The sequence below is a fragment of the Paenibacillus vietnamensis genome (genome assembly GCF_020169515.1).
GTDB classification, from domain to species: domain Bacteria; phylum Bacillota; class Bacilli; order Paenibacillales; family Paenibacillaceae; genus Pristimantibacillus; species Pristimantibacillus vietnamensis.
Genome location: NZ_JAHMHW010000004.1, coordinates 409799 through 430162 on the forward strand (window position 1 = coordinate 409799; position 20364 = coordinate 430162).

The 20364-nt window shown below is 51.6% G+C and carries 13 protein-coding genes; all 13 read right to left on the reverse strand.

All coding sequences use genetic code 11. The features are described from left to right. Positions 1-48: 48 nt before the first annotated feature. A complete protein-coding gene (locus KP806_RS12130; protein WP_224723878.1) occupies positions 49-2694 on the reverse strand; it encodes a glycosyl hydrolase in 2646 nt (881 codons plus the stop codon). A 70-nt stretch (positions 2695-2764) separates the two neighbouring features. Beyond that, the gene (locus KP806_RS12135; protein WP_224723881.1) at positions 2765-4336 is read right to left on the reverse strand and encodes a type 2 periplasmic-binding domain-containing protein; all 1572 of its coding nucleotides are present in this window, start codon (positions 4334-4336) and stop codon (positions 2765-2767) included. Positions 4337-4403: 67 nt separating this feature from the next. Further along, positions 4404-5273 carry a carbohydrate ABC transporter permease gene (locus tag KP806_RS12140; protein ID WP_224723884.1) on the reverse strand — a complete coding sequence of 290 codons (870 nt, stop codon included), beginning with the start codon at positions 5271-5273 and terminating at the stop codon, positions 4404-4406. A gap of 2 nt (positions 5274-5275) precedes the next feature. Continuing rightward, positions 5276-6181, reverse strand: coding sequence for an ABC transporter permease (locus KP806_RS12145; protein ID WP_224723886.1), 906 nt, complete (start codon positions 6179-6181; stop codon positions 5276-5278). 150 nt (positions 6182-6331) lie between these two features. Beyond that, positions 6332-7915 (reverse strand): response regulator, encoded by a 1584-nt coding sequence (locus tag KP806_RS12150; RefSeq protein ID WP_224723888.1) that lies wholly within the window; start codon positions 7913-7915, stop codon positions 6332-6334. Then, positions 7893-9767, reverse strand: a complete 1875-nt coding sequence (locus tag KP806_RS12155; protein WP_397376388.1) for a sensor histidine kinase — start codon at positions 9765-9767, stop codon at positions 7893-7895. Before KP806_RS12155 ends, KP806_RS12150 begins: the two co-directional genes overlap by 23 nt. 230 nt (positions 9768-9997) lie before the next feature. Beyond that, a complete protein-coding gene (locus tag KP806_RS12160; RefSeq protein ID WP_224723892.1) occupies positions 9998-11299 on the reverse strand; it encodes a prolyl oligopeptidase family serine peptidase in 1302 nt (433 codons plus the stop codon). An 84-nt stretch (positions 11300-11383) separates the two neighbouring features. Continuing rightward, the gene (locus tag KP806_RS12165; protein WP_224723894.1) at positions 11384-13138 is read right to left on the reverse strand and encodes a DUF5605 domain-containing protein; all 1755 of its coding nucleotides are present in this window, start codon (positions 13136-13138) and stop codon (positions 11384-11386) included. Between the two features lie 99 nt (positions 13139-13237). Continuing rightward, on the reverse strand, positions 13238-14788 hold the full coding sequence (locus tag KP806_RS12170; protein ID WP_224723901.1) for an ABC transporter substrate-binding protein: 1551 nt from the start codon (positions 14786-14788) through the stop codon (positions 13238-13240). Between the two features lie 85 nt (positions 14789-14873). Then, complete coding sequence (locus KP806_RS12175) at positions 14874-15752, reverse strand: carbohydrate ABC transporter permease (RefSeq protein ID WP_224723902.1); 879 nt, start codon at positions 15750-15752, stop codon at positions 14874-14876. Positions 15753-15773: 21 nt separating this feature from the next. Further along, a complete protein-coding gene (locus KP806_RS12180; RefSeq protein WP_224724032.1) occupies positions 15774-16730 on the reverse strand; it encodes an ABC transporter permease in 957 nt (318 codons plus the stop codon). A 177-nt stretch (positions 16731-16907) separates the two neighbouring features. Then, on the reverse strand, positions 16908-18515 hold the full coding sequence (locus KP806_RS12185; RefSeq protein WP_224723903.1) for a helix-turn-helix domain-containing protein: 1608 nt from the start codon (positions 18513-18515) through the stop codon (positions 16908-16910). Positions 18516-18526: 11 nt separating this feature from the next. Next, positions 18527-20266, reverse strand: coding sequence for a sensor histidine kinase (locus KP806_RS12190; RefSeq protein ID WP_224723904.1), 1740 nt, complete (start codon positions 20264-20266; stop codon positions 18527-18529). Between the last annotated feature and the right edge of the window lie 98 nt (positions 20267-20364).

Sequence of the window (20364 nt, forward strand, 5' to 3'; positions counted from 1 at the left end):
ACAAAAACGATCACTCCGCCAGACTGGGAAGTGATCGTTTTATAGAAACTAAAAGCTTTTCAACTGTACGGGTCCAATGAGTCCGCTTGGTTCCTGTTGTGCAAAGGCCGACAAGAAATCTCGCTGTTCTTTCACCAACGTATTCGTAACTTCAATGACAAGCTTATTTTTGCCCCTTACCAACCCAATGATCTCCATGTGGTAAGGCGGACAGATGCGTACCCCTGCTTGCTCGCCGTTTAACCATACTTCTGCCGTTTCATAAACTTCCCCAAGCTCCAGCAGTGCATGGCCCGCATCGTCGTTCCATTCAAATTCCGTTTCATATCGGAAAGTGCCGCTAAATCGAGGCAAATAATCAGGCCCGCTCATGTTCGTTAATTCAGCAAGTTTACCCCATTCCTTGAAGTTAGGGTAATGTTCGGCATCAGAGGTGAATACCATCCACTCGCCTTGAAGCACAAGCTCCGGTCCAACTGTACGATGCGCGTCTGCGGCAAAACCATCTAGACCAGCCCCATGAAGCAGGACAATCGATTCATACGGATGAAGAATAACCTGCACCTGTCTTGAGCCGTTCTCCCTATCTGCATGTAATCGGGTCAACCGATTCAGGAAGGCATCATAGGCATATACATCACCTTGGACGGGTAAAAGAACCTTCGTATGAATTGTTTGATACGGGTGTTCGTTAAAGAACATAAACAAATCCAAGCCGTTATGAAGATAATGATAACTCCGTAGATAAGGTTCATATTGGTCGGCTCTAATTTCGCAATGTCCGTCTGTAATCAGTTCTTGCGCCAGTTTGTCTAAAGGAACAAGCTTCACGTTCCGGTGACAGGCAAGACAAGCCAGTTCGGCAGAAGCATCACTGCCCTCGCTCGAACGCCTAGGCAGCCCGTCAACAAAACAAATGGCAAGTCCTTGTTCGGCAAACCGGACCAAGCTCCGAAGCATCGCTGCCGGCAATGCTTCTGCATAAGGCACGATCAGGCATTCATAATCCTCGTGATTGACAAGTAACTTGTTATCCTTCACGCTCGCCGCTTCCGCTAGAACATCCACGGGAATAACGTCGCAGTCGATTTGATGCTGCATCAATTTCTTAACGGGCTTATGAAAATACATCGCCTCCCCGGACCACTCGGCTTCGGCGTGATAGACGACGGCTGCGGACGCCACGTGTATGCCGCCCGAGATCAGGTGGCTGATCCGATTCATATAGCGGTTCAGATGCTTGTAGTACCGGAATTGCGGATTCTTCCCGCTCGCATACATATGCGGCGGACAATCCGGATCCGGAAACGCTTTTTGGCTAAAGGCATGCGGGACAAAGTAGTTGACGCCTCGTACGAGCATATGGTCTGTGAGCCACTTCATCAGCTTTAAGCCTTCCGTCCAGCCATATGCCCCATAAACCTCGCACATCGTCCGGCCCTGTTTTTTCGGATCGATGTGACCGAGCGATACACCGAGCTTAGCGAGGCCGTAATGGAAAAATTCGCTGTCCGTCTCTGCGCCGACACCGCGGAAGGGCAATTCATCGAAGCCGGGTACGATCTGCCACAGCACCACATCAAGACCCGACATGTCCTGTCCCCAGAGCGAGCGGAAGAAGTGTCCGGCGCCAGGGCCCAGTCTGGCATGGACATTGTTGTCCTCCAGCACATGTCCGATATATTCGACTCCGCGGGCTCTGCACCATTCTCCGATCTGATTGCAGAAGTTATCCCCATAGAGCTTGCTGACAATATTCATATAGACGTACCGTACAAGACTCGACTGCTCCCCCGCCTCATGCCAGAGGAGATGCAATCGTTTCCGGTAGTCCGCACCAAGCGCCTGTTCCAGCAGAGCCGGCATTTCGCTGCACCAAGGCAGCGGCACGCCTTGCTTGCCAGGCTTCGAATGAAAGTCGAAGGTAGTTTTGTCATTGTAAAATCCCGGTTCATCCGAGAAGAAGCCGACGAAGGTTTTGCCAAAATCGTCTTTGTACCGTTCATAAAAAGCTTCATAGACCGTGTCGAGCAGAATGCGTACGGAATCCTGCTCCAGCGGATTCAAATAATCTTCCTGCTCCTTGCTGCCCCCATCCTTATTCTCGGAAATGATGAACACGCGCCAATACCCTTCCGGGATATCCCAATACAGAATCCCGTCATGTACAAGCTCCGTGATCTCGACACTTTCATGGAGCAATGCGCCGCTGAGTGGATCCCGGCGTACTGCGACGACGGCGATCAGCTTATTCCTGCCGCTTGCACGCGGGGTATTCGAGATGGTCGGTCGAAGCCCGCTCATCAGCAGCGTATCCAGAAGCAATGAGGCTCCTTGGGCAGGTCCGACGGTATCGATGTACCGTTCACCGAGAAACTTACGGTGAAGCGCCTCCGGCGCTTCCTTCACCTTTCCTGCCGCATGTCCCGTCGGAAAATGATCGTCATCGAGCATCCATACCTTCATCTCTCGTTTTCGAGCTTCATCCATAATGATGTCCATATCCGTCCACCACTTCGGTCCAAGAAAATCCGGATGAGGCCGGGCCTCGACACACAAGGCCCCGATTCCGGCTTCATGAACGCGGGCTATCTCTTCCCTTATCACCTGCTCTTCCTCACCATGCTGCCATAGAAAAGGGAGTATATAATTGTGTTCCTGCCCCTCCAGCACTTCCTTCAGACGATTGCTCATGATAGCCTCCTGATTCAAGAAGCGCACCCTTACAGGCGCGCTCCGATATTCTATTAAGTCCGACGGACAATTATGGCTTGACCTTCGCATACCATTCTCCGGCCCGCTTCGTAACTTCTTCGCCGCCGGATTTGTTCCATTTCTCGACGAATTCGTCGAACTTGTCAATCGGGTACGTGCCGATAATAATTTTGGTTGCGTACTCAACGTACAGCGTACGGTTATTAATGTCCGGGAAACCGTCGTAAATACTTGTCGGCAGGCCGTCACCGGCTATCGATTTCGCGTACTTCTGAGCTTCCTGCATATTCCGGGTGACCTGTTCGATTGCCCACTTATTGTCTTCCGATGCGGTGCTGTTGAAAAGCTCAAATGTCATATCTAGTGTCCCTACGCTGGAAGCTGTGTTAAGAATCAGATTTTCCTGGCTGCTCTTGTCATCCGGGAGCTTGACCGCTTTGCCGTCCTTCATCGTATAGTGCATGCCTTCCACACCAAGGTACAGCTCTTTCCATTTGCTCTTATCGTACAAATTATTGAGCAGCTTCAGTGTAGCGTTCAGCTTCTCTTCATCCTTATTGTTCTTCACGACCCAAACCGGATTTGCTAACCTCTTCATCGTGTAGAAGCCTTCATATCCCTCGACTTTCGGCAGAGGAAGTAAGGAATACTGAGCCTTTACACCTGTGTTCTTGTACAGATTCTCGAACACCATATTCCCTTGCTCGACCCAGTGGAAATAGTTGCCTACCCTATCCGAATGAATCTTGCCCTCCCACTTATCCTTGGTATTGAGCAGCGATTCCTTATCGATTAATCCTTCCTTGTACAACCTGGCGATGAACTCCAATGCCGCTTTCATATTGGGCGTTACCGCGGAATACGTCAGCTCGCCATTGTACAGATCCCACTCCGGATAACCTTCGAACATCGCTACTCCGTACATCGCGAACAAATGGTCCATCCAGCGCGCCTGCTCCCGGCCGCCGGTCGGGATCTCATCCTGCTGGCCATTGCCGTTCGGATCCTTGTCCCGGAACGCCTTCAGCACTTCGACATATTCGTCCTGCGTCGTCGGCATCTTCAGGCCCAGCTTGTCCAGCCAATCCTGGCGGATCATGCTTCCGTATCTTCCGTATTCCACGATATTCGGAATATAATAAATTTTCCCTTGACCTGTCGGGTCGTTCGCCTTGACCACTTTCCAGATGTCCTCCGGAATGGCCTGCATGACATTCGGTGCGTACTTTGGAAGCAGCTCCGTCAGGTCGGCAATCGCACCATTCTGAGCTAAGCTGTTCTCGATGCCCTGCTGGGGAGTGAACAGGTCCGGCATTTCATTAGCGGCGATCTTCAGGTTTAACTGATTCAGGTAGTTGGTGCCCCCGTTCCATTCCACATACGGATGAATGACGCCGACGCCAAGCTTTTCCTTATAAAATTCATACAGTTTGCTGCCTTTCGTGATCGGCTTATAGCCGATATTCGTACCCCATACTTCGATATCGACAATACCATCAGCACTTTCAGTCTGGTTCGGAGCAGTGTCATCGGATGAGTTCGTGTTTCCGCTGCAGCCGGTTACAGCCGTAATGGCAACAACGCCTGCCGCTAATAATGACCCTATTTTTTTAGCTATCATGTGTCTTCCCCCTCGATTTTAATATGATATGTTTAAGGCAGTTTGCCTATAAACCGGAAAGGATATCCTACCCTTTTACAGAGCCGATCATGGCTCCTTTGACGAAATATTTCTGCAGGAAAGGGTACACCAAAATAATCGGAATGATAGCGAACATAACGGTCGCTGCTCTTAAGGTGCGCTCATTATAGTTAAGATCAGCCGTTGAGGCGGCGCCTGCCATAATGACACTGTCGTCGGTAATGAATTGGCGGATCTTGATTTGCAGCGGAAACCAGTCCGGATCCTGCAGGAAAAAGAGCGGGTGCTGAAACTGGTTCCACAGCAGCACGCCGTAGAATAAAGCAAGTGTTGCAAGGACTGCTTTGGACAGCGGGAGCACGAATTGAAACAGCATCCGGAAATATCCGCAGCCCTCAAGTAAAGCGGCTTCCTCCAGCTCCTTGGAAAATTGTTTAAAGAACGTTCTCATAATAATCAAATTGAATGGATTCAGGATATGCGGTACGACCAGAACAAGCGGATTATTATAAAGTCCGATGCCGCGCACCGTCAGGAAGTAAGGAACGATGGGCGCCTTGAAAATCATCGCGATCACGACGCCGATCATGATCACGGACCCCCAGCGGAACTCCGGCTTCGAAAGCGGGTACGCTAGCAGCGCGGTCATCAGGAGAGCCAAAACCGTTCCGATCAGCGTCGTGCTTAAGGTAAGGAAAAACGATCTCCACAAGTCAGGACGGTCGATAATATATGCCCAGGAATCGAAAGTAAATTGCTTCGGCCATAAGGTTACCAAATTCATATCCACGGCACTCTTGGAGCTAAGCGAGGTGGAGATCACGGACAGAAGCGGCACGAGCGCTATGATGGACAAGAGGATGAGAACGAGCGTAAGTCCTGTTACAAATATTTTTTCACCCTTCGATTCAAGCATGTCTACCAGAGCCCCCCGTCCGATACTTTCTTCGACAACCGATTGAATACATACACGAGGATAAATCCGATAACCGATTGGAAAATGCCGACCGCCGTAGCAAAGCTGTACTGCGCCTGCTGAATGCCTGTCCGGAATACGTAAGTATCCAGAATGTCCCCTACATTGTAGGTCATAGGAGTGATCAGATTATAGACCTGATCAAAGCCCAGATCCAGGAAGTTGCCGATTTCAAGAAGGAACAGCACCAGCACGGTAGGCAAAAGCAGCGGAAACGTAATGTGGCGAATTTGCTTAAACCTGGATGCTCCGTCGATCATCGCCGATTCGTACAGCTGAGGATCAATTCCGCTGATTGCGGCTATATACACGACGGTTCCCCAGCCGGCATCCCTCCATATGGATGAGAGGACGTAAACCGGCCGGAAGTATTCGCTTTCCTGCATAGCCAGAAGAGGCTCGAAGCCAAACCATCCGATGACAATGTTAAACAATCCGCTCAAAGAGAAGAAATCAAACACGATGCCGGCAACGATAACCCAGGACAAAAAGTGCGGGATATACAAAGCGGTCTGAATCCCTTTCTTCAGCGCCGATTTTCGGATCTCGTTAATCATCAGCGCCAGTAGAACGGGCACCGGGAACACCAAAGCAAGCTTGAGAAATCCCAGCACTAGCGTATTTCCGAATACCCGTGCGAAGTCCGGATGCTCCATCAGCGTTTCAAAGTGCTTGAAGCCTACCCACGGACTATCGATAAACCCTTTAAAAACCGAATAGTCCTTGAAGGCGATTACAGCACCAGCCAGCGGAATGTATTTAAATACAATAAGAAAAACGATTCCCGGAATCGCCATCACATACAGCGGCCAATATACCTTCATTCGATGAAATGCGATTGCTTTCAACTTATTCCCCCCAGTATCTTTGTTGTTGAATTCGCTTACATGGATACTATACAACCAGGGGAAGCCTCACTCAATTGGGCATTTTTAAGGATAAACAAGGTCATTTTTAAGAAATAGAAAACCACTCCTTCGCGGAGTGGCTAAATAAGATTATACATTCGGCAGCTTCCTTCGATACTCTCTTGGTTTGCAGCCTGTTAGTTTCTCGAACATCTTCGCAAAATGCTGCGTATCCGAGTAGCCCACCATCTGACAGATCTCGTACACTTTCAAATCTGTTTTCTCCAGCAGTTCTTTCGCTTTGCCGATTCGTATCTGAGTCAAAAAGCTCACATACGTTTCCCCCGTCTTTTGCTTAAAAAACTGGCTTAAATAATAAGGGCTGATAAAAAAACGCGCGGACAGATCTGCAAGGGTGATCGGTTCGTTGTAATGGGCGGATACATATTCCTTGACCTCCGCGATAATGTCCTTCTTCCTGGGAATATTATGCTCCAGCTTGAACTCAATAATTCTTCTAATGACTTGAACCATCCATTCCTCCAGACATTCCAGCGTCCGAAACCTGGACATACCTTCCAGCGATAATATATGACGGCCCAAAAAATCGTTTTGCTGCAGCTGCTGAAAGGACATTTTTCGGACGGTCGACAAAAGGATGTTCAAGCACTGCAGCTGGAGATCCGCGGGACTCATACTTGACTCGGCTTCCATCCTTCGAAAAATCTCTCGTATAATGCCTGTACATTCCTTCTCATCCATGTTATCGAGAGCCGATTCCAGTTTGACGATCATTTCCTCCGGAACAGGTTGACTCCGTCCTGTCAGATTGTTGATCTCTGGAAATGCGATGACAGCGTTCGCGCCCTTCACGACTTTATAACTTAATGCATACCTTGCTTCCTCAAAAGATTGACTGATCCCAGCGGCTCTTTTTTGAACCGTACCGACTCCCACAGTCATGGACAGCTCCAGCTGCAGGTACACTTGTTCCTTAAGTCGTTGTGCCGATCGAACCAGATCCGCATATCCGATAGAGCTGCCTTGAGAAACCACCACTGCAACCTGGGCACCCGAATATCGAAACCGGTACACTTCGCGAAACTGCCCGAGGGCCCGATCGATTTGGGTAAACACCTGCTGCAGGCCAGCTTCCTTTAAGCCATCGGCGTTACCCTCGATTTCAAGCAGCATACAAGCGAACGAGACGCCCCCAGTCGGGATTCGCGCAATTTCAAGCAGCTCTTCCATCAGATCCGTATTATCGCTTCCGATATCGAGAATATCCCGCAAAGCGCTCTCTTGCATACGGCTTTGGACCTCCTGCTTCAAGTCGTCAACCTCACGCAGCTTGACCCTTTCCGCTTGGACGATCTTCATGACTTGATAAACGCAGTCGCGCAGCTCCTCTTCCTCCACCGGCTTATTGATATAAAATTGCACGCCCAACTGCATGCCTCTGCGGGCATATTCAAAGTCGGCATATCCGCTCAGAAGAATAAATTTAGTCGGTATGTTCGCCTCTTTCAGCATTCTGATCATGTCGAGACCGTCTGCGTGCGGCATTCTGATATCTGTAATGACGATGTCAGGCTTCATTTTTTGAATGAGCTTGACCCCTTCCAAACCATTGTAAGCGGTCCCGACAACTTCGCATTCCGGAATATAGCGGCCGATCATTTTTTTAAGACCGTCCACAATGCCTTTCTCGTCATCCACCAAAATTAACTTCATTCCAACCCCCCCTCTCCATATACCTGACATTAGCCTTAAGCTTTGGGATTAAAATTTCGACCACCGTTCCACGATCCATTCCAGGACGAATGGTCAGATAATACCGCTCGCCATAATGGAGCTTGATACGTTCTGCGATATTTTTCAGGCCTAACCCTCCACTTTCCGGAACATCGGTTTCTTCGAGCTTGTGTTTGTCCGATTCCACATCCTCCAGCAAGGCCAGCAGTTCCTTATGCTTCTCTGAAGATATACCGGTACCGTCGTCCGTAATCCGGATTAAGATTTCTCCTTCTTCCGTCCAGACGCCTTCAATCCCGATATTCAAGGTCCGGCTGTAGCTCTCGAAGCCATGGTTAATACTGTTTTCCACGATAGGCTGAAATACCAAGGGGATGATACTGCAATCCATCATTTCATCGGGAATTTTGATATCCAGCCTGAACGTGTTGTCATACCGGATGTTCTGAAGCTGCAAATAATTGGCCGTATACTCCAATTCATGCTTCACCGAATGGTGTCTGCCTTCTTTGCCTAACGTTAAACGAAACATACGGGCCAAAATTTTTATCATGCCGGCGGTTTCCTCGTCATCTTTAACCAGCGCCTTCATGCGGATAGATTCCAAAGTATTATAAAGCATGTGGGGGTTAATCTGATGCTGGAGCGCGATGAATTTGGCTTTACGCTGCTTGATCTCTGCCATATACACGTCTTCAATTAAGGTTCGAATCGTGATAATCATTCTGTTATAGCTGTGAACCAGACTTCCGATCTCGTCGCCTGCCTGTTCGTTCTCTATGGGCAAATATTGGCCGGTTTCCGCCTGCTTCATTTTTCTGCGGAGCGCCTTAATCGGCTTTGTGATCGTGTAGCTTAAACCCAGCGAGATGAGGGTGATGACCAGACAGCTCGTCAGGATCACAATCACGGTCATTCCTTTGATCCGATTGATTTTCTGAAGCAGCTTCGAACGCGGAATAACGGTTTTGATCAACAGATTCTCCTGCGAGGTGTTCCCCGATAAAATAATGTGGTCTTGGCTGCCGTCATCCTTGATGTACTCCGCTCCGGAATTCAGCACCTGCTCCCAGGATAACCGGCCGCTGGCCGCGTCGGAATGGTAAACGATTTCCTTTTGGCGATTGCTTATGATGACACTCATGCCGTATTTGTCCCGGGCCAAAACGAAATCATGATCAAGCTGCAGCAGTGCAAACGGATCCAGATCGATAAGAAGGATGCCTGCATAAGCCCCATCGGAGCTGAACAGCACCCTGCCTACCGTCACTACGGCTCCCGCCCCTTTATCCTCATAATAGGAACGGTCGTGTAAGCCTGTAATAAAAAACGTATCATCCGAGCTGCGGAGCCGCTTATACCACTCCCGGGATAACAGCATGCTCTCATTCACTCTGCTTGTTGTAGTCGTATACTGGTACACACTGTTATTGCCGCTGACCAGCATGACGGTACCGATCTCCGGCTTAAGCAAGGCGACCCGCATCAGTAACCGCTGAACGGCAACTCTTTGAATAATCAGCTCGTCCATGGATAAACTTCGCTCTCCCCGGAGCTTGTTGATCACTTCGCTGTCGACCAGCACCGACTTCGTGACCTTGTCATATTCATTAAGGAATTCATTCAAAGTAGTCCTGATTTGGGACGTGTACAAAGAGGCGAATTCCTGCGAGGAATCCTCAAGCCCCTCTGCCGATTGATGAAAAATAATGGCACTGACACCGAGCAGCGGAATGACACAAGCCAGAAGATACCCTGCCATTAATTTATTTTGAAACCTCATATTCCTTATCATAAGAACAGCTCTTCGTATCCAATGGTTGCGCTCCATGACCTGGCCCATCCTTTATTTGATGTGTAACCGATTACACGAAACTATACTTTAAGAATCATAAAAAATCAAAGGGGCATTTTTAAGTTAATACATGGGCTTTTTTATGATTCATTTTAAAGCATGCAGTCCCATAATTAAAATGGCCATGTTAAAGATCTTAAAAGCAGCAAAATAGCCGTCGATAACGACGGCTATTTTTCATGATAGAGATCCGGTTGTCAAGAGCGTTACATCTTTCCCGAATACAGACAATCAACCTTTTTCCTCTGCATAGCCAGCCACGCCATCAAGGATACTTCCTTACCGTCCATCACGACCGGCTGCTTCCCGTCATAATCAAAGCGGCAGTCGTCGTTCAAGACATAGACCCAGGAAAAATGACCGTTATAAGTATAAGGCTCCCCCTTTTCGTCCTTAAACAGGCCATGGAGATCCACCACTCGCTCGAATAATGAGAAATGTACATTTTTGGCGCCAGCCTTAATCAAGCGCTCATAGGTGGGCACTGCCGTTTCTTCCGGTTTTACGATCAAATCATCCTTGGAGTGGATAAACCAGATTGGCATGTGCTTGATCGCCTCGATATCTGCATTACTGATGACCTCATCGTACATCGCCTCGCATACCGGATACGCTGCCGCGAAGAAGTCGGGATAGTCCAGCACCATTCGCATGGTCATGAATCCACCGTTGGAGCAGCCGCCGATATAGATCCGGTTCGTATCGATCGCTGCATCGTTCCTGTCGATGAACTCGTCGATCAGAGCTTTCAATGCCTTCCCGTACTTGGACTTTCCCGTCCTGCCATATTGTCCGCTGCCGTCGTTCATCCAGAAGGTGGGAGTCTGCGGCGCCAATACATAAGCTCCGCCAAACTTGGCCTGGATTTCATCGCCGGCCAGGTTTACCACCTTGTTGCCCGCGTAAGCGATCGTCGGATCCGAACCGCCTTCTCCCCCACCGTGCAGCCAGATGATGAGAGGCCGTCTGCCGTTGCCCGTCTGCGGTACGAAGTAGCCGTACTTTAACGGCTCGTCCTTATAGGAGGAAATGCCGTGCACGAATTTCTCCGTTTGTTTCATGGTATTACCAGCGTGCAAGTCAAAAATCAAACCCGTCAGTTTCTCTCCCTCTGCCGGAATTTCTGCTATCTGAGTAATCCGAAAGTCAGTGATGACAAACTCGTTCATACCCTCGGGTGCTGCAATCGGAGAGGAGATATCAAACGGCCTAAGCTTCAATTCCAGAGTTACGTATTCTCCGGCTTTCCTTCGTTCACCATCCAGTGAGGAAGGATATGCATCCTTTACCGTGCAGTAGCCTTTGCTCGGCTCCGTTACATCCCTATCAAACCAGCTCTTTGGAAGCAGCAGGACTTCTCCCTTTTTATTCTTCCGCTCCGCATGGACACTAAAGCATTTCGGCTTCACCGCTGCTGCCTTCACGATTGCCGTCATTGGCAATATAAGCTTTGTAATGAAGGGACCAAGATCAGTAATCTCCGTTATCGTAAAGTAACTTCTTCCCATGGCGGAATCCTCCTCCGATGATTTTGGGGAGCTTAGTGCCGTTACGGCCGCTGAATAAGCCAGGCAGCTTCTCGAACTTATCTCTTACGCCATTTTTGTTAGCCTGACCGCGATAAACTGCCTTCCCGGCAAATCGATGCGGAACGATCCTTCGTACAAATCCGGGAGCGTATCAACCGTCATGTTCCATGTATCGATCACTTCGACCCTGTACCGGATGCCCGGCTTGCGGTGGAAATTGCGGAAACGCGGTTGGTTGAAGCCAAAATAGAACAGATAATACTCATCTTTGATGCCTGCGCACGGCAGATCCCATTCGGAAGGCAGCGGCTCGAGCATGCCTCCCGGACTTTCCTCCACAATGCGGCGGAGGAAAGCGATGCGATCGGGGCTTGTTCCCGTCAGCTTGCCGCCCTTGGACCACCACAGCACTTCCTCCGGATTGAGATACGTTTCCCCGTGTCCAACGTAACCTCCGCGAATGGCGCCTTCCCAGAAACGGCGGGTCATCTCTTCCCCGGTGATGTTGCCCCAGCCATGGTCGATATCCCCTTCATACGCGCACTCATCGATGACGATGGGCTTTTTCCACTTCTCGCGCCATTCGTTCGTCGCCTCCGACGTCTTGTAGACGTCGACGCGCTGAATGCTGCAATGAGTGACCCACGGCTTGCTGAAGTCGTAGAAGGCGAAGCAATTATGGTTCGAGATGAGATGTCCCGAGGGATCGTTCTCCGTCACGACGGAAGCGAACCGCTCCCAATCCTCTTCGCTCTTGGACCACATCAAGTCATATTCGTTCGCCAGCGACCACCACACGTTTCGGTAAGCAGCGAGCCGTGCAGTGATGTAGCGGAGGTAACGGTCGTCCGCGGACGGCGGCATTTCCGAAAACCCCCAACGGTCGTACGGATGGAACAGGATGAGGTCCGCCTCGATGCCGAGCCGGCCCAGATCGGCGATTCGGTTCTCGAGATGCCGGAAGAAAGCCGGATTGAACCGGGAGTAATCCGGGCCGTCCGCGAGAGAGCCTTCGAAGGGGTATCGGATCGGATCGTTCTCGTTGTACAGGTACGATTTCGGAAACACGCACATTCTCATTTTGTTGAAGGGGGAAGCCTTCAGCGTCTCGAGCGTCCGTTCCTCAAGCTCGTCGCCCTGATGCGTCCAAGCATAGCAGGTGGTTCCTACGGGAATGTAAGGCGTTCCGTCCGCATACGCAAAATGAAACGTATCCTTAACCCGCACCGGCCCGTGATTTCCCTCGGCCGGAGCGACGACTCGGAACTCACCTTCAATTCCGTCGAGCGACCTCGCATTGCTGGACGTCCTGAACGTCCAGCCGCCATGTACCTCCGGCATAAAACGGATACGGAACACGCCGCCGCCGTCGTAGAAGCCAGGCGTGCGGACGACCTTGTCCCCGGAACGGAACTCGGCGGACAGCGTCACGTCCGTAAATGGATTCCCGTGGCTCGGACCGTGGAATTCGATTTCGTATACGTCCCACTGCCCGGCCTCGGCAGGCGCGTGATAGGCCGCGGAAGCGGCCGGAACATCCGCCGATTCATAGTTAATGGACGTCGTCGGTTCAGATTCCGCTCCTGCGGTTTCCGGTTCGTACGGCACGTCCGCCAGTTCGGCCAGCGTTTCCGCAATCCATTGTTGCGGCAGTTCGTCCTCGCGAAAACGATAATATTGCTCGAGTGTAAGGCTCTTTGTAAGCGACGCGACATGCGGCGCAGCGGTGGAAAGAGCCGGGACCCGCCGCACAATGATCTCGCGCGACGGCTCATTTTTGTAAAGGATACCGATGCGGGTCCGTTCCGTAAAGTTCATACTTCTTCATCTCCCTGCCATGTTGGTTTTAAAGCGAGGCTCCCTTCCCCGAAACAGGCTTCGAAGAAGGGAGTCTTCACTCGCCTCGGCTATTACCGTTTATTGCACGTTGTTTTCCTTCGCCCACGCGTCCAGCTGCTTCTGCTTCTCGGCGATAATCTTGTCAAGGCCGGCTTGCTTAAGCTTGCTGACGAACTCATCCAGCTTGGAAGGATCGATCGTACCCGATTCCAGACCCGCCTTGTACTGGTTGTTGACGTTGGTGACGGCGGCGACCTCGGTCTTCACCGGAGATGAATCGAACGAGAAGCCGAGCGCTTTGGAGAAGATTGCCGACTTGTTGAACTCCTTCGTTTGCTCCCAGATATCGGGCGACGTGCCTTCCCATACTTTCGCCAGTGCGTTGTTGCCGACTTGCCACTGGTTGAACACGTAGTTGCTGCCGCCTTCCGGCGCTTTGATCAGGCCGTTGCCCGCGTCTGTATAGTGCTTGCCTTCAACGCCATTGGCGAGCAGGTTGACGATATCCTTGTCGGTGTAGAGAAGATTCAGCAGCTGGGCAGCGCGGTCCGGATCCTGCGTGTTTTTCGGAATCGACATCATGAAGCCCGTGCCTGCGTCGGACGTGGAGATCGGCTTGTTGAGACGGACGGCGACCAGTTCCTGGCCAGTGACGTTTGTCTCCTGTGCCTCGAAGCCCGGCTTCATGTTGGAGAGGTAGCCAAAGCCTTTACCCGCCTTCACCAGGCTGATGTTGCTTTCCTGCGTCGTCGCCGCGTCCGGCATGATGTAGCCGGCCTGATACCATTTGCGGGCAAGCTGCAGCGCGTCCTTGTAAATTTGCTGCTCGTAGAGGTTGACGACCTTCAGATCCTGATTATCGACGATCAGGACGCCCGGCGTGTCGCCAAGCGTATCGATATAGCCGCGAACAAGGTCAACAGTCACTGAAATCGCTTGGGAACGCTGAACCAGCGGATAAATGCCCGGCTCATTCTCTTTGATCGTCTGGAAGATTGGCTCAAGATCGGCAAACGTCTTGACGTTGTCGAAGATCAGATTGTACTTGTCCATCAGATCTTTTCTTGCGATGAAGCCCTGATCTGCCGCCGTATCGCGCACGCTCGGCACGCCGTAGCTCTTGCCGCCGATTTTTGTCGAGCTGAAGATCGCCGGTTCCATCGTATCCTTGATGCCCGGCCCCCATTTTTCCACCAGTTCGTCGATCGGCAGCAGCTGACCCTTCGCGACCTGAGAGCTGAAATTGAAGAAGGAGGACGTGACGAGCAAATCCAGCGGCTCGTTACCTGCAAGCAGCAGATTGACCTGCTGTGTCCATGCGCCGACATCGATCGGCATCAGTTTGACCGTTGCGTTGATTTTTTCTTTGGTGATTTTGCTGATCTCTTCCTGAACGAGACCGACTTCCTGCATATTTCCAAGACCGAGAAAAGCAACCGTCAGCTCCATTTCCTTCTCGTTGACATCGTTTGCGCTTCCACCTGCGCTGGAATTCTCAGCGGAGCCTTTGTTCGCGGCCGGCCCGGATGTGCCGGCATTGCTGCCCGACCCAGAGCAAGCGGAAACGAGCATCGACAGAATCAGTACGACGGAGAGAAGCAGTGTCGCGGCTTTCGACTTTTTTGGCATATCTTTTCCCCCTAACAAGTGTTTACACTGCATCTATACCAACCGGGTCCGAAGGCCCGGGATTGGCCATGACTTCAACTGCTTCTTACCCTTTAACCGCACCGATGGTGAGGCCCTTGACGAAGTATTTCTGGAAGAACGGGTAGATCAGCAGCAGCGGCAGGATACCGACGACGGCCATGGCCATCCGCACGGAGTTCATCGGCGGATTGACCGCCATCTGCTGGTTGCCCAAGTTGTTCTGCTGCAGGAACTGAATATTGACCAGCATCCGGTTGAGCAGGTTCTGGATGCTGAACAGCTGCGGCTCCGTGACATAGATAAGGCCGTTGAACCAGTCGTTCCAGTAGTTGATCGTCAGCATGAGCCCGATCGTCGCCAGAATCGGCAACGACAGCGGCAGGATCATCCGGTAGAAAATCTTGAACTCCGAAGCTCCGTCCATGTACGCCGACTCGATGATCTGCACAGGAATGGAGTTCGCAAAGAACGTCCGGATCAGCAGGATGAAGAAGCCGTTCGTCAACAGCCCGGGAAGAATCAGGGCCATCAGCGTGTTCTTCAGGTGGAACACTTCGGTGTAGATCAGATACGTCGGCACGAGGCCGCCGTTGAACAACAGCGTAAAGAACACCAGAAAACTCAGGATGCCTTTTATCGGCAGGTCGCGCCGCGATAACGGATAGGCGAGCAGCGCGCTGATCAGCAGGCCGACGAATGTGCCGACGATCGTGATCACGATCGTGATGCCGTAGGCGTTGAACATCGCCGACTTCTGCATCCAGAGGTATTTATAGGCTTCAAGGCTAAATTCGCTCGGCCAGAACGAGTAACCGTTCTTGACGATTGCGCTCTCCTCCGTAATGGAAGACATGAAGAGCAGCACGAAAGGAAACAGGCACAGCGCGACAAGGATGATAAATATCGCATGGACGACGGGCTGGTTCATATCGTTGGTTTTCATAGTCGTTTTCCCTCCCTCTGCCTAGAACAAGGCGTTTTCCTTGTTGCGTCGGCTGACGATGTAGTTGGACAGCAGGACCAGGACAAATCCGACCAGCGACTGGTACAGACCGGCGGCGGACGACATGCCGATATCGCCAAGTGTCATGAGGCCGCGGTAAACATAGGTGTCGATAACATCCGTCACCGGCTGAAGCGGACCGGAATTCAGCGGTACCTGGTAGAACAAGCCGAAATCCGAGTAGAAAATGCGGCCGATCGCCAGCAGTGTCATGATCGTAATCGTAGGTGCGATGAGCGGAACCGTAATGGTGCGGATTTGCTGCCATTTCGATGCCCCGTCGATCGTGGCGGCTTCGTAGTACTCGTGGTCAATGCCGATGATCGCCGCCAGGAAGATGACGCACAGATAACCGGTTGCTTTCCAGAGCTGCACGATCGTCAGAATGTAGGGCCAGTATTTCGGCTCGAAGTACCAGGAGATCGGCTCCATCCCGAACATCGGCAGCAGGTTCAGGTTAAGGTATCCGCTTTCGACACTCAACATCGATAGAACGAGGTAGCCGACGATAACCATGGAAATCAAATACGGCAGCAGAATGATGCTCTGATAGAACCGCGCCGCGAGCTTTCTTCTGACTTCACTCAGCAGAATCGCGACCGCAATCGCAAAGACCGTATTGAGAATAATGAACGATCCGTTGTAAAGGATGGTGTTCCGGGTGATGATGTACGCATCCGTCGTCATGAACAGATACTCGAAATTTTTGAACCCGATCCAGTCGCTTCCGAGAATCCCCTTGGCGTAGTTGATGTCCTTAAAGGCGATCATCACTCCGAACATCGGCAGGTAGTTGTTGATGATCAGGTAGAGAAAGCCCGGGATCATCATGATAAACAGCGCCCGGTACCGCCTCAGCTTCTTGAAGAAAATCGAAGAGCGGGTTGCCTGCGCCGTATGCCGCTTTGCCTGTGCCATTCGTTCCGCTTGTTCCATCTGCTGTCCCCTCTTTCGTGACATTTGTTATGCTCTCATTCTATCGGACGGAGGAGAGGGACACTTACCAATAAAACGACTTCCGACTTTCAATATTCCGACCTTCTCGCATAGGGAAAATAGAAAGCCGACTCCGCTGTTACGGAATCGGCTTAAGCGCTAATTCTGCTGCGCCCGCTTGCGGTAGTCCACCGGGTTTACACCGGTCGCTTTCTTGAAGATGGTCGAGAAATACGACAGGTTCGAATAGCCGGAAGCGACGGCGATGTCGCTTACCGATTGCCCGGTATTGGCAAGCAGCTCCTTCGCGTAGTCGATTCGACTCGTCTGCAGGTAGTCCGAGAGCGACATGCCCGTTTCCTTCTTGAAAATCCGTGTCAAGTAATCCGGATTCAGGTACACGTGGCTGGCTATGTCTTCCCGGGACAGGTCCTGCTCGCCGATCTGTTCTGCGATAAACCGTTTGGCCTTGTCCACGACGGATAAATTTTCTTCGATGGAGTGAATGCGGTTCATCGCGATGTCGAGTACGTAACCGACCCATTCCTGCAGGGACGAGAGCGATCGCAGCACGGATTCCGGTTTGTCCGTCAGCAGGTTCTGGGCGAACACCTGATTCGCCTGCAGCCCCTTCGATTGCAGGCTGAAGAAAATCATCTGCAGGAAGTCCTGGTAGAAGGCATGCAGCGCTTGCGCATCGATGCCGCCTTTAAGGGCTTTCCAGGACTCCAGATATTTCGCCACTTGTTCCTTCAGCTTGTCGCGGGCGCCCTGCTTCATCCATTCCGCCCAATCCCCCAGCGGAGCCGGATCGAGCCGGGAGCCGCATTTCTTCGTCTCGGACAGGATGAAGGTCCGATTGATTTGGGTCACGTTATTCTCATCGAGCTGCTTGAGCGAGCGCAGCATGTCGGGAAGCCCGTTCAGCAGCACCCGATCGCCGACGTAACAGCTAATATCGCAAAACAAATATTGATTGCAGTTTTGAATGAACGCGTCGCAATTTGCGCGCAATTTCGACTCGTCCGCCGGCTGATTCAGCGGAACAACGGTCAACAGGGAGCCGCCGGATACCGGTATGACCGCCGAGCCGGGGGCCGATTTCATCGTCTCTTGCAATACGTTCCGCAGCGCGTACTCCATGATTCGCTGATCGCGCTCGGATAGCTCCTTGTGCCAGCGCTGAACGCGGGTATAAATGGGCAGAAAGAGGACACCTTCCGGATAGTCAAGTCCGGCTTTGTGCAGGTGCCCGCAGAGCGACTGCGGATTGGAAGGGATTTTTCGCTGGATCAGGTCCTGCCAGAAGCGTTCCGCCACAACCGGCTGATGCGATTCCCACAGCTTCTTGTAATGATGATGGGTTTCCTCGAAGGAGCGAAGCTCCCGTTCCTTCGCCATCTTGCCGAGCGCCCTTGCGATGACCGATTCGAGCTCCGAATAATCGGCGGGCTTCAGCAGATAGTCGAAGCTGTCGAGCTGTATGGCCTGCTTGGCGAAGCCGAAATCCGAATGGCAGGTCAGGAAAATCGTCTCGGTTCCGGGATAATGCTCCTTGACCCAGGCTGTGAGCTCCAGCCCGGTTCCTTGGGGCATCTCGATATCGCAGACCATCACGTGCACCTGCTTGGATTGAAAAACCTCCTGTGCCTGCTTCAAACTGTGCGCCGTATAGACGGACCCGACGTTCAACCGCTCCCACCGCACGCCCGCCTGCAGCCCTCTCACCGCGTGAACCTCGTCATCCACGATCAACGCTTGATACACGATCGATCACCTCACGTTTTGGTATTTCGGAAGGGAACGTCAATCCGCACGACCGCTCCCGACACGTCTTCGTTGTAGAAATCGATATCCGCTTGGTCTTCATATAACAGGCGGAGTCTGCGCCGAGCGTTCCAGATCCCGATCTGTTCGCCGGTCTCGCTCCCCGGTTCGCCTTCCAGCGCAAGCCGCTTCAATACTTCCTCCGGAAATCCCGGCCCGGTGTCCTTGATATGAATGACGATCCTCGCCTCATTCCCGTCCGTTTCTTCTCCGACCTCGACCGATATCCTGATAGGTTCGTCCATGTTGACGGCGTATTTGATCGTGTTCTCAACCATCGTCTGGACAATTAGCGGCGGAACTTCCGCATCGAGCAAATGCTCGGGCTGCTCGATCTGGTACTGGAAACTGTCGGGGAACCGGAGCTGCTGGATGCGCAAATAGTTTGCCGTATGCAGCAGCTCGTCTCTAAGCGACACAAAATAGGAATTGCTGCGGAACATAAAGCGGAAGTAAGACACCAGACATTTGACCATCTCCTGGATCAGGGAGAAATCTTTTACCGTGGCCAGATTGTAGATGATATTAAGCGTATTCAGAAAAAAGTGAGGGTTAATCTGCAGCTGCAAATGGCGGAGCTCGGCCCTCTGGTGATTCAGTTTTTCCTCGTATACGTTGATCTTTAGATTCTGAATCTCGGCGATCATGCGGTTGAACGTTTCGTTAACGATTTCAAATTCAGTCGAGGTCCTCCGCTGCTCAATCCTGGATTCCCAGTTGCCGTCCCGCAGCTTGCGCATGGCAACGACGATCCGCTTGACGGGATTAAGGATCACGCTTCGCATCATGAAGATGAAGAGCAGCAGAAACAGAACGGCCGCAATCGAGATGAAGGACGAAATTCTCTGCAGGAAAGGCAGCTGTTGCAAGATGGTACTGTCGGGCACGGCGGCAACCAGATTGAAGTTGCCCTTCTTCGACGGCTCGCCCATTACGAGATACGTATTCCGGCCTTGGCCGGTAATGGCGTACGAATCGACGGGAAATGTCAGGTCGATCGCCTTGTCCTGAATCAGTGCCGTATGACTGATCGGCTCGTTCTCGTCCGTCGTAATGACTGCGACGCCGGATTCTCCGAGATCGATCAGGTTCAGCGGCACCATCAGCTTGTCGCTGCTCATCCAGGCGCCCATGTACACATTGCCGGATTTCAGCAAATGGAACAGGTAGTAGTCGTTTTCGCCTTTCCAAATATGCCAACGCGCGTAATCGATCGTCCTGGCTTCCTGCTCAAGCATCTTGCGCATCTCATTACTCACATGTTCACGGGTATCGAACGAGTCCAGGTTGGTTTGCATCGCGATCAGGTCACGGTTCGGTTCGGAATAGATGAAAAACGAATCCAGGATTGGATAGTAGCTGATGTCGTCCCGCATCATGTTGTACAGCGTGAGCTTCGCAATGTTGTAGCGGTCGTCGTCCGCTTCTCTCGGAAATTCAAGCTCAAGCACGTTCAAATCGCTTTCCAGCGTATTTGCCAGGTACTTGTCCACTTCCTCGAGATTTCGATCGATCTGGTCCACGTACAGGCTAAGCATGTTCTTGTTGGATTGCGCCACCTGGTTGCGTACGACATCGACGGAATAAAAGTTATTGATGATGAGCACAGTGACAAGCGGGACGAAAATGACGAGTACGGCGGCAAAAAATTTGAAGCGCAGCGAATTGACGAACGGTTTGATTTTGCGCATGGCCGCCGCACCTCCCTTGTAAACGTTTGCGCTTTCTTAGCATTATAGCGTGTCCGCAACCGGTTTGTGAAATTATCTTTGGAAAATGCTAAAGAAGG

What these genes read in the sequence shown, in the direction of transcription:
- KP806_RS12130 (WP_224723878.1), bottom strand. Translation starts at nt 2,694, where the DNA reads ATGAGCAATCGTCTGAAGGAAGTGCTGGAGGGGCAGGAACACAATTAT.
- KP806_RS12135 (WP_224723881.1), bottom strand. Translation starts at nt 4,336, where the DNA reads ATGATAGCTAAAAAAATAGGGTCATTATTAGCGGCAGGCGTTGTTGCC.
- KP806_RS12140 (WP_224723884.1), bottom strand. Translation starts at nt 5,273, where the DNA reads ATGCTTGAATCGAAGGGTGAAAAAATATTTGTAACAGGACTTACGCTC.
- KP806_RS12150 (WP_224723888.1), bottom strand. Translation starts at nt 7,915, where the DNA reads ATGAAGTTAATTTTGGTGGATGACGAGAAAGGCATTGTGGACGGTCTT.
- KP806_RS12155 (WP_397376388.1), bottom strand. Translation starts at nt 9,767, where the DNA reads ATGGAGCGCAACCATTGGATACGAAGAGCTGTTCTTATGATAAGGAAT.
- KP806_RS12160 (WP_224723892.1), bottom strand. Translation starts at nt 11,299, where the DNA reads ATGGGAAGAAGTTACTTTACGATAACGGAGATTACTGATCTTGGTCCC.
- KP806_RS12165 (WP_224723894.1), bottom strand. Translation starts at nt 13,138, where the DNA reads ATGAACTTTACGGAACGGACCCGCATCGGTATCCTTTACAAAAATGAG.
- KP806_RS12170 (WP_224723901.1), bottom strand. Translation starts at nt 14,788, where the DNA reads ATGCCAAAAAAGTCGAAAGCCGCGACACTGCTTCTCTCCGTCGTACTG.
- KP806_RS12175 (WP_224723902.1), bottom strand. Translation starts at nt 15,752, where the DNA reads ATGAAAACCAACGATATGAACCAGCCCGTCGTCCATGCGATATTTATC.
- KP806_RS12180 (WP_224724032.1), bottom strand. Translation starts at nt 16,730, where the DNA reads ATGGCACAGGCAAAGCGGCATACGGCGCAGGCAACCCGCTCTTCGATT.
- KP806_RS12190 (WP_224723904.1), bottom strand. Translation starts at nt 20,266, where the DNA reads ATGCGCAAAATCAAACCGTTCGTCAATTCGCTGCGCTTCAAATTTTTT.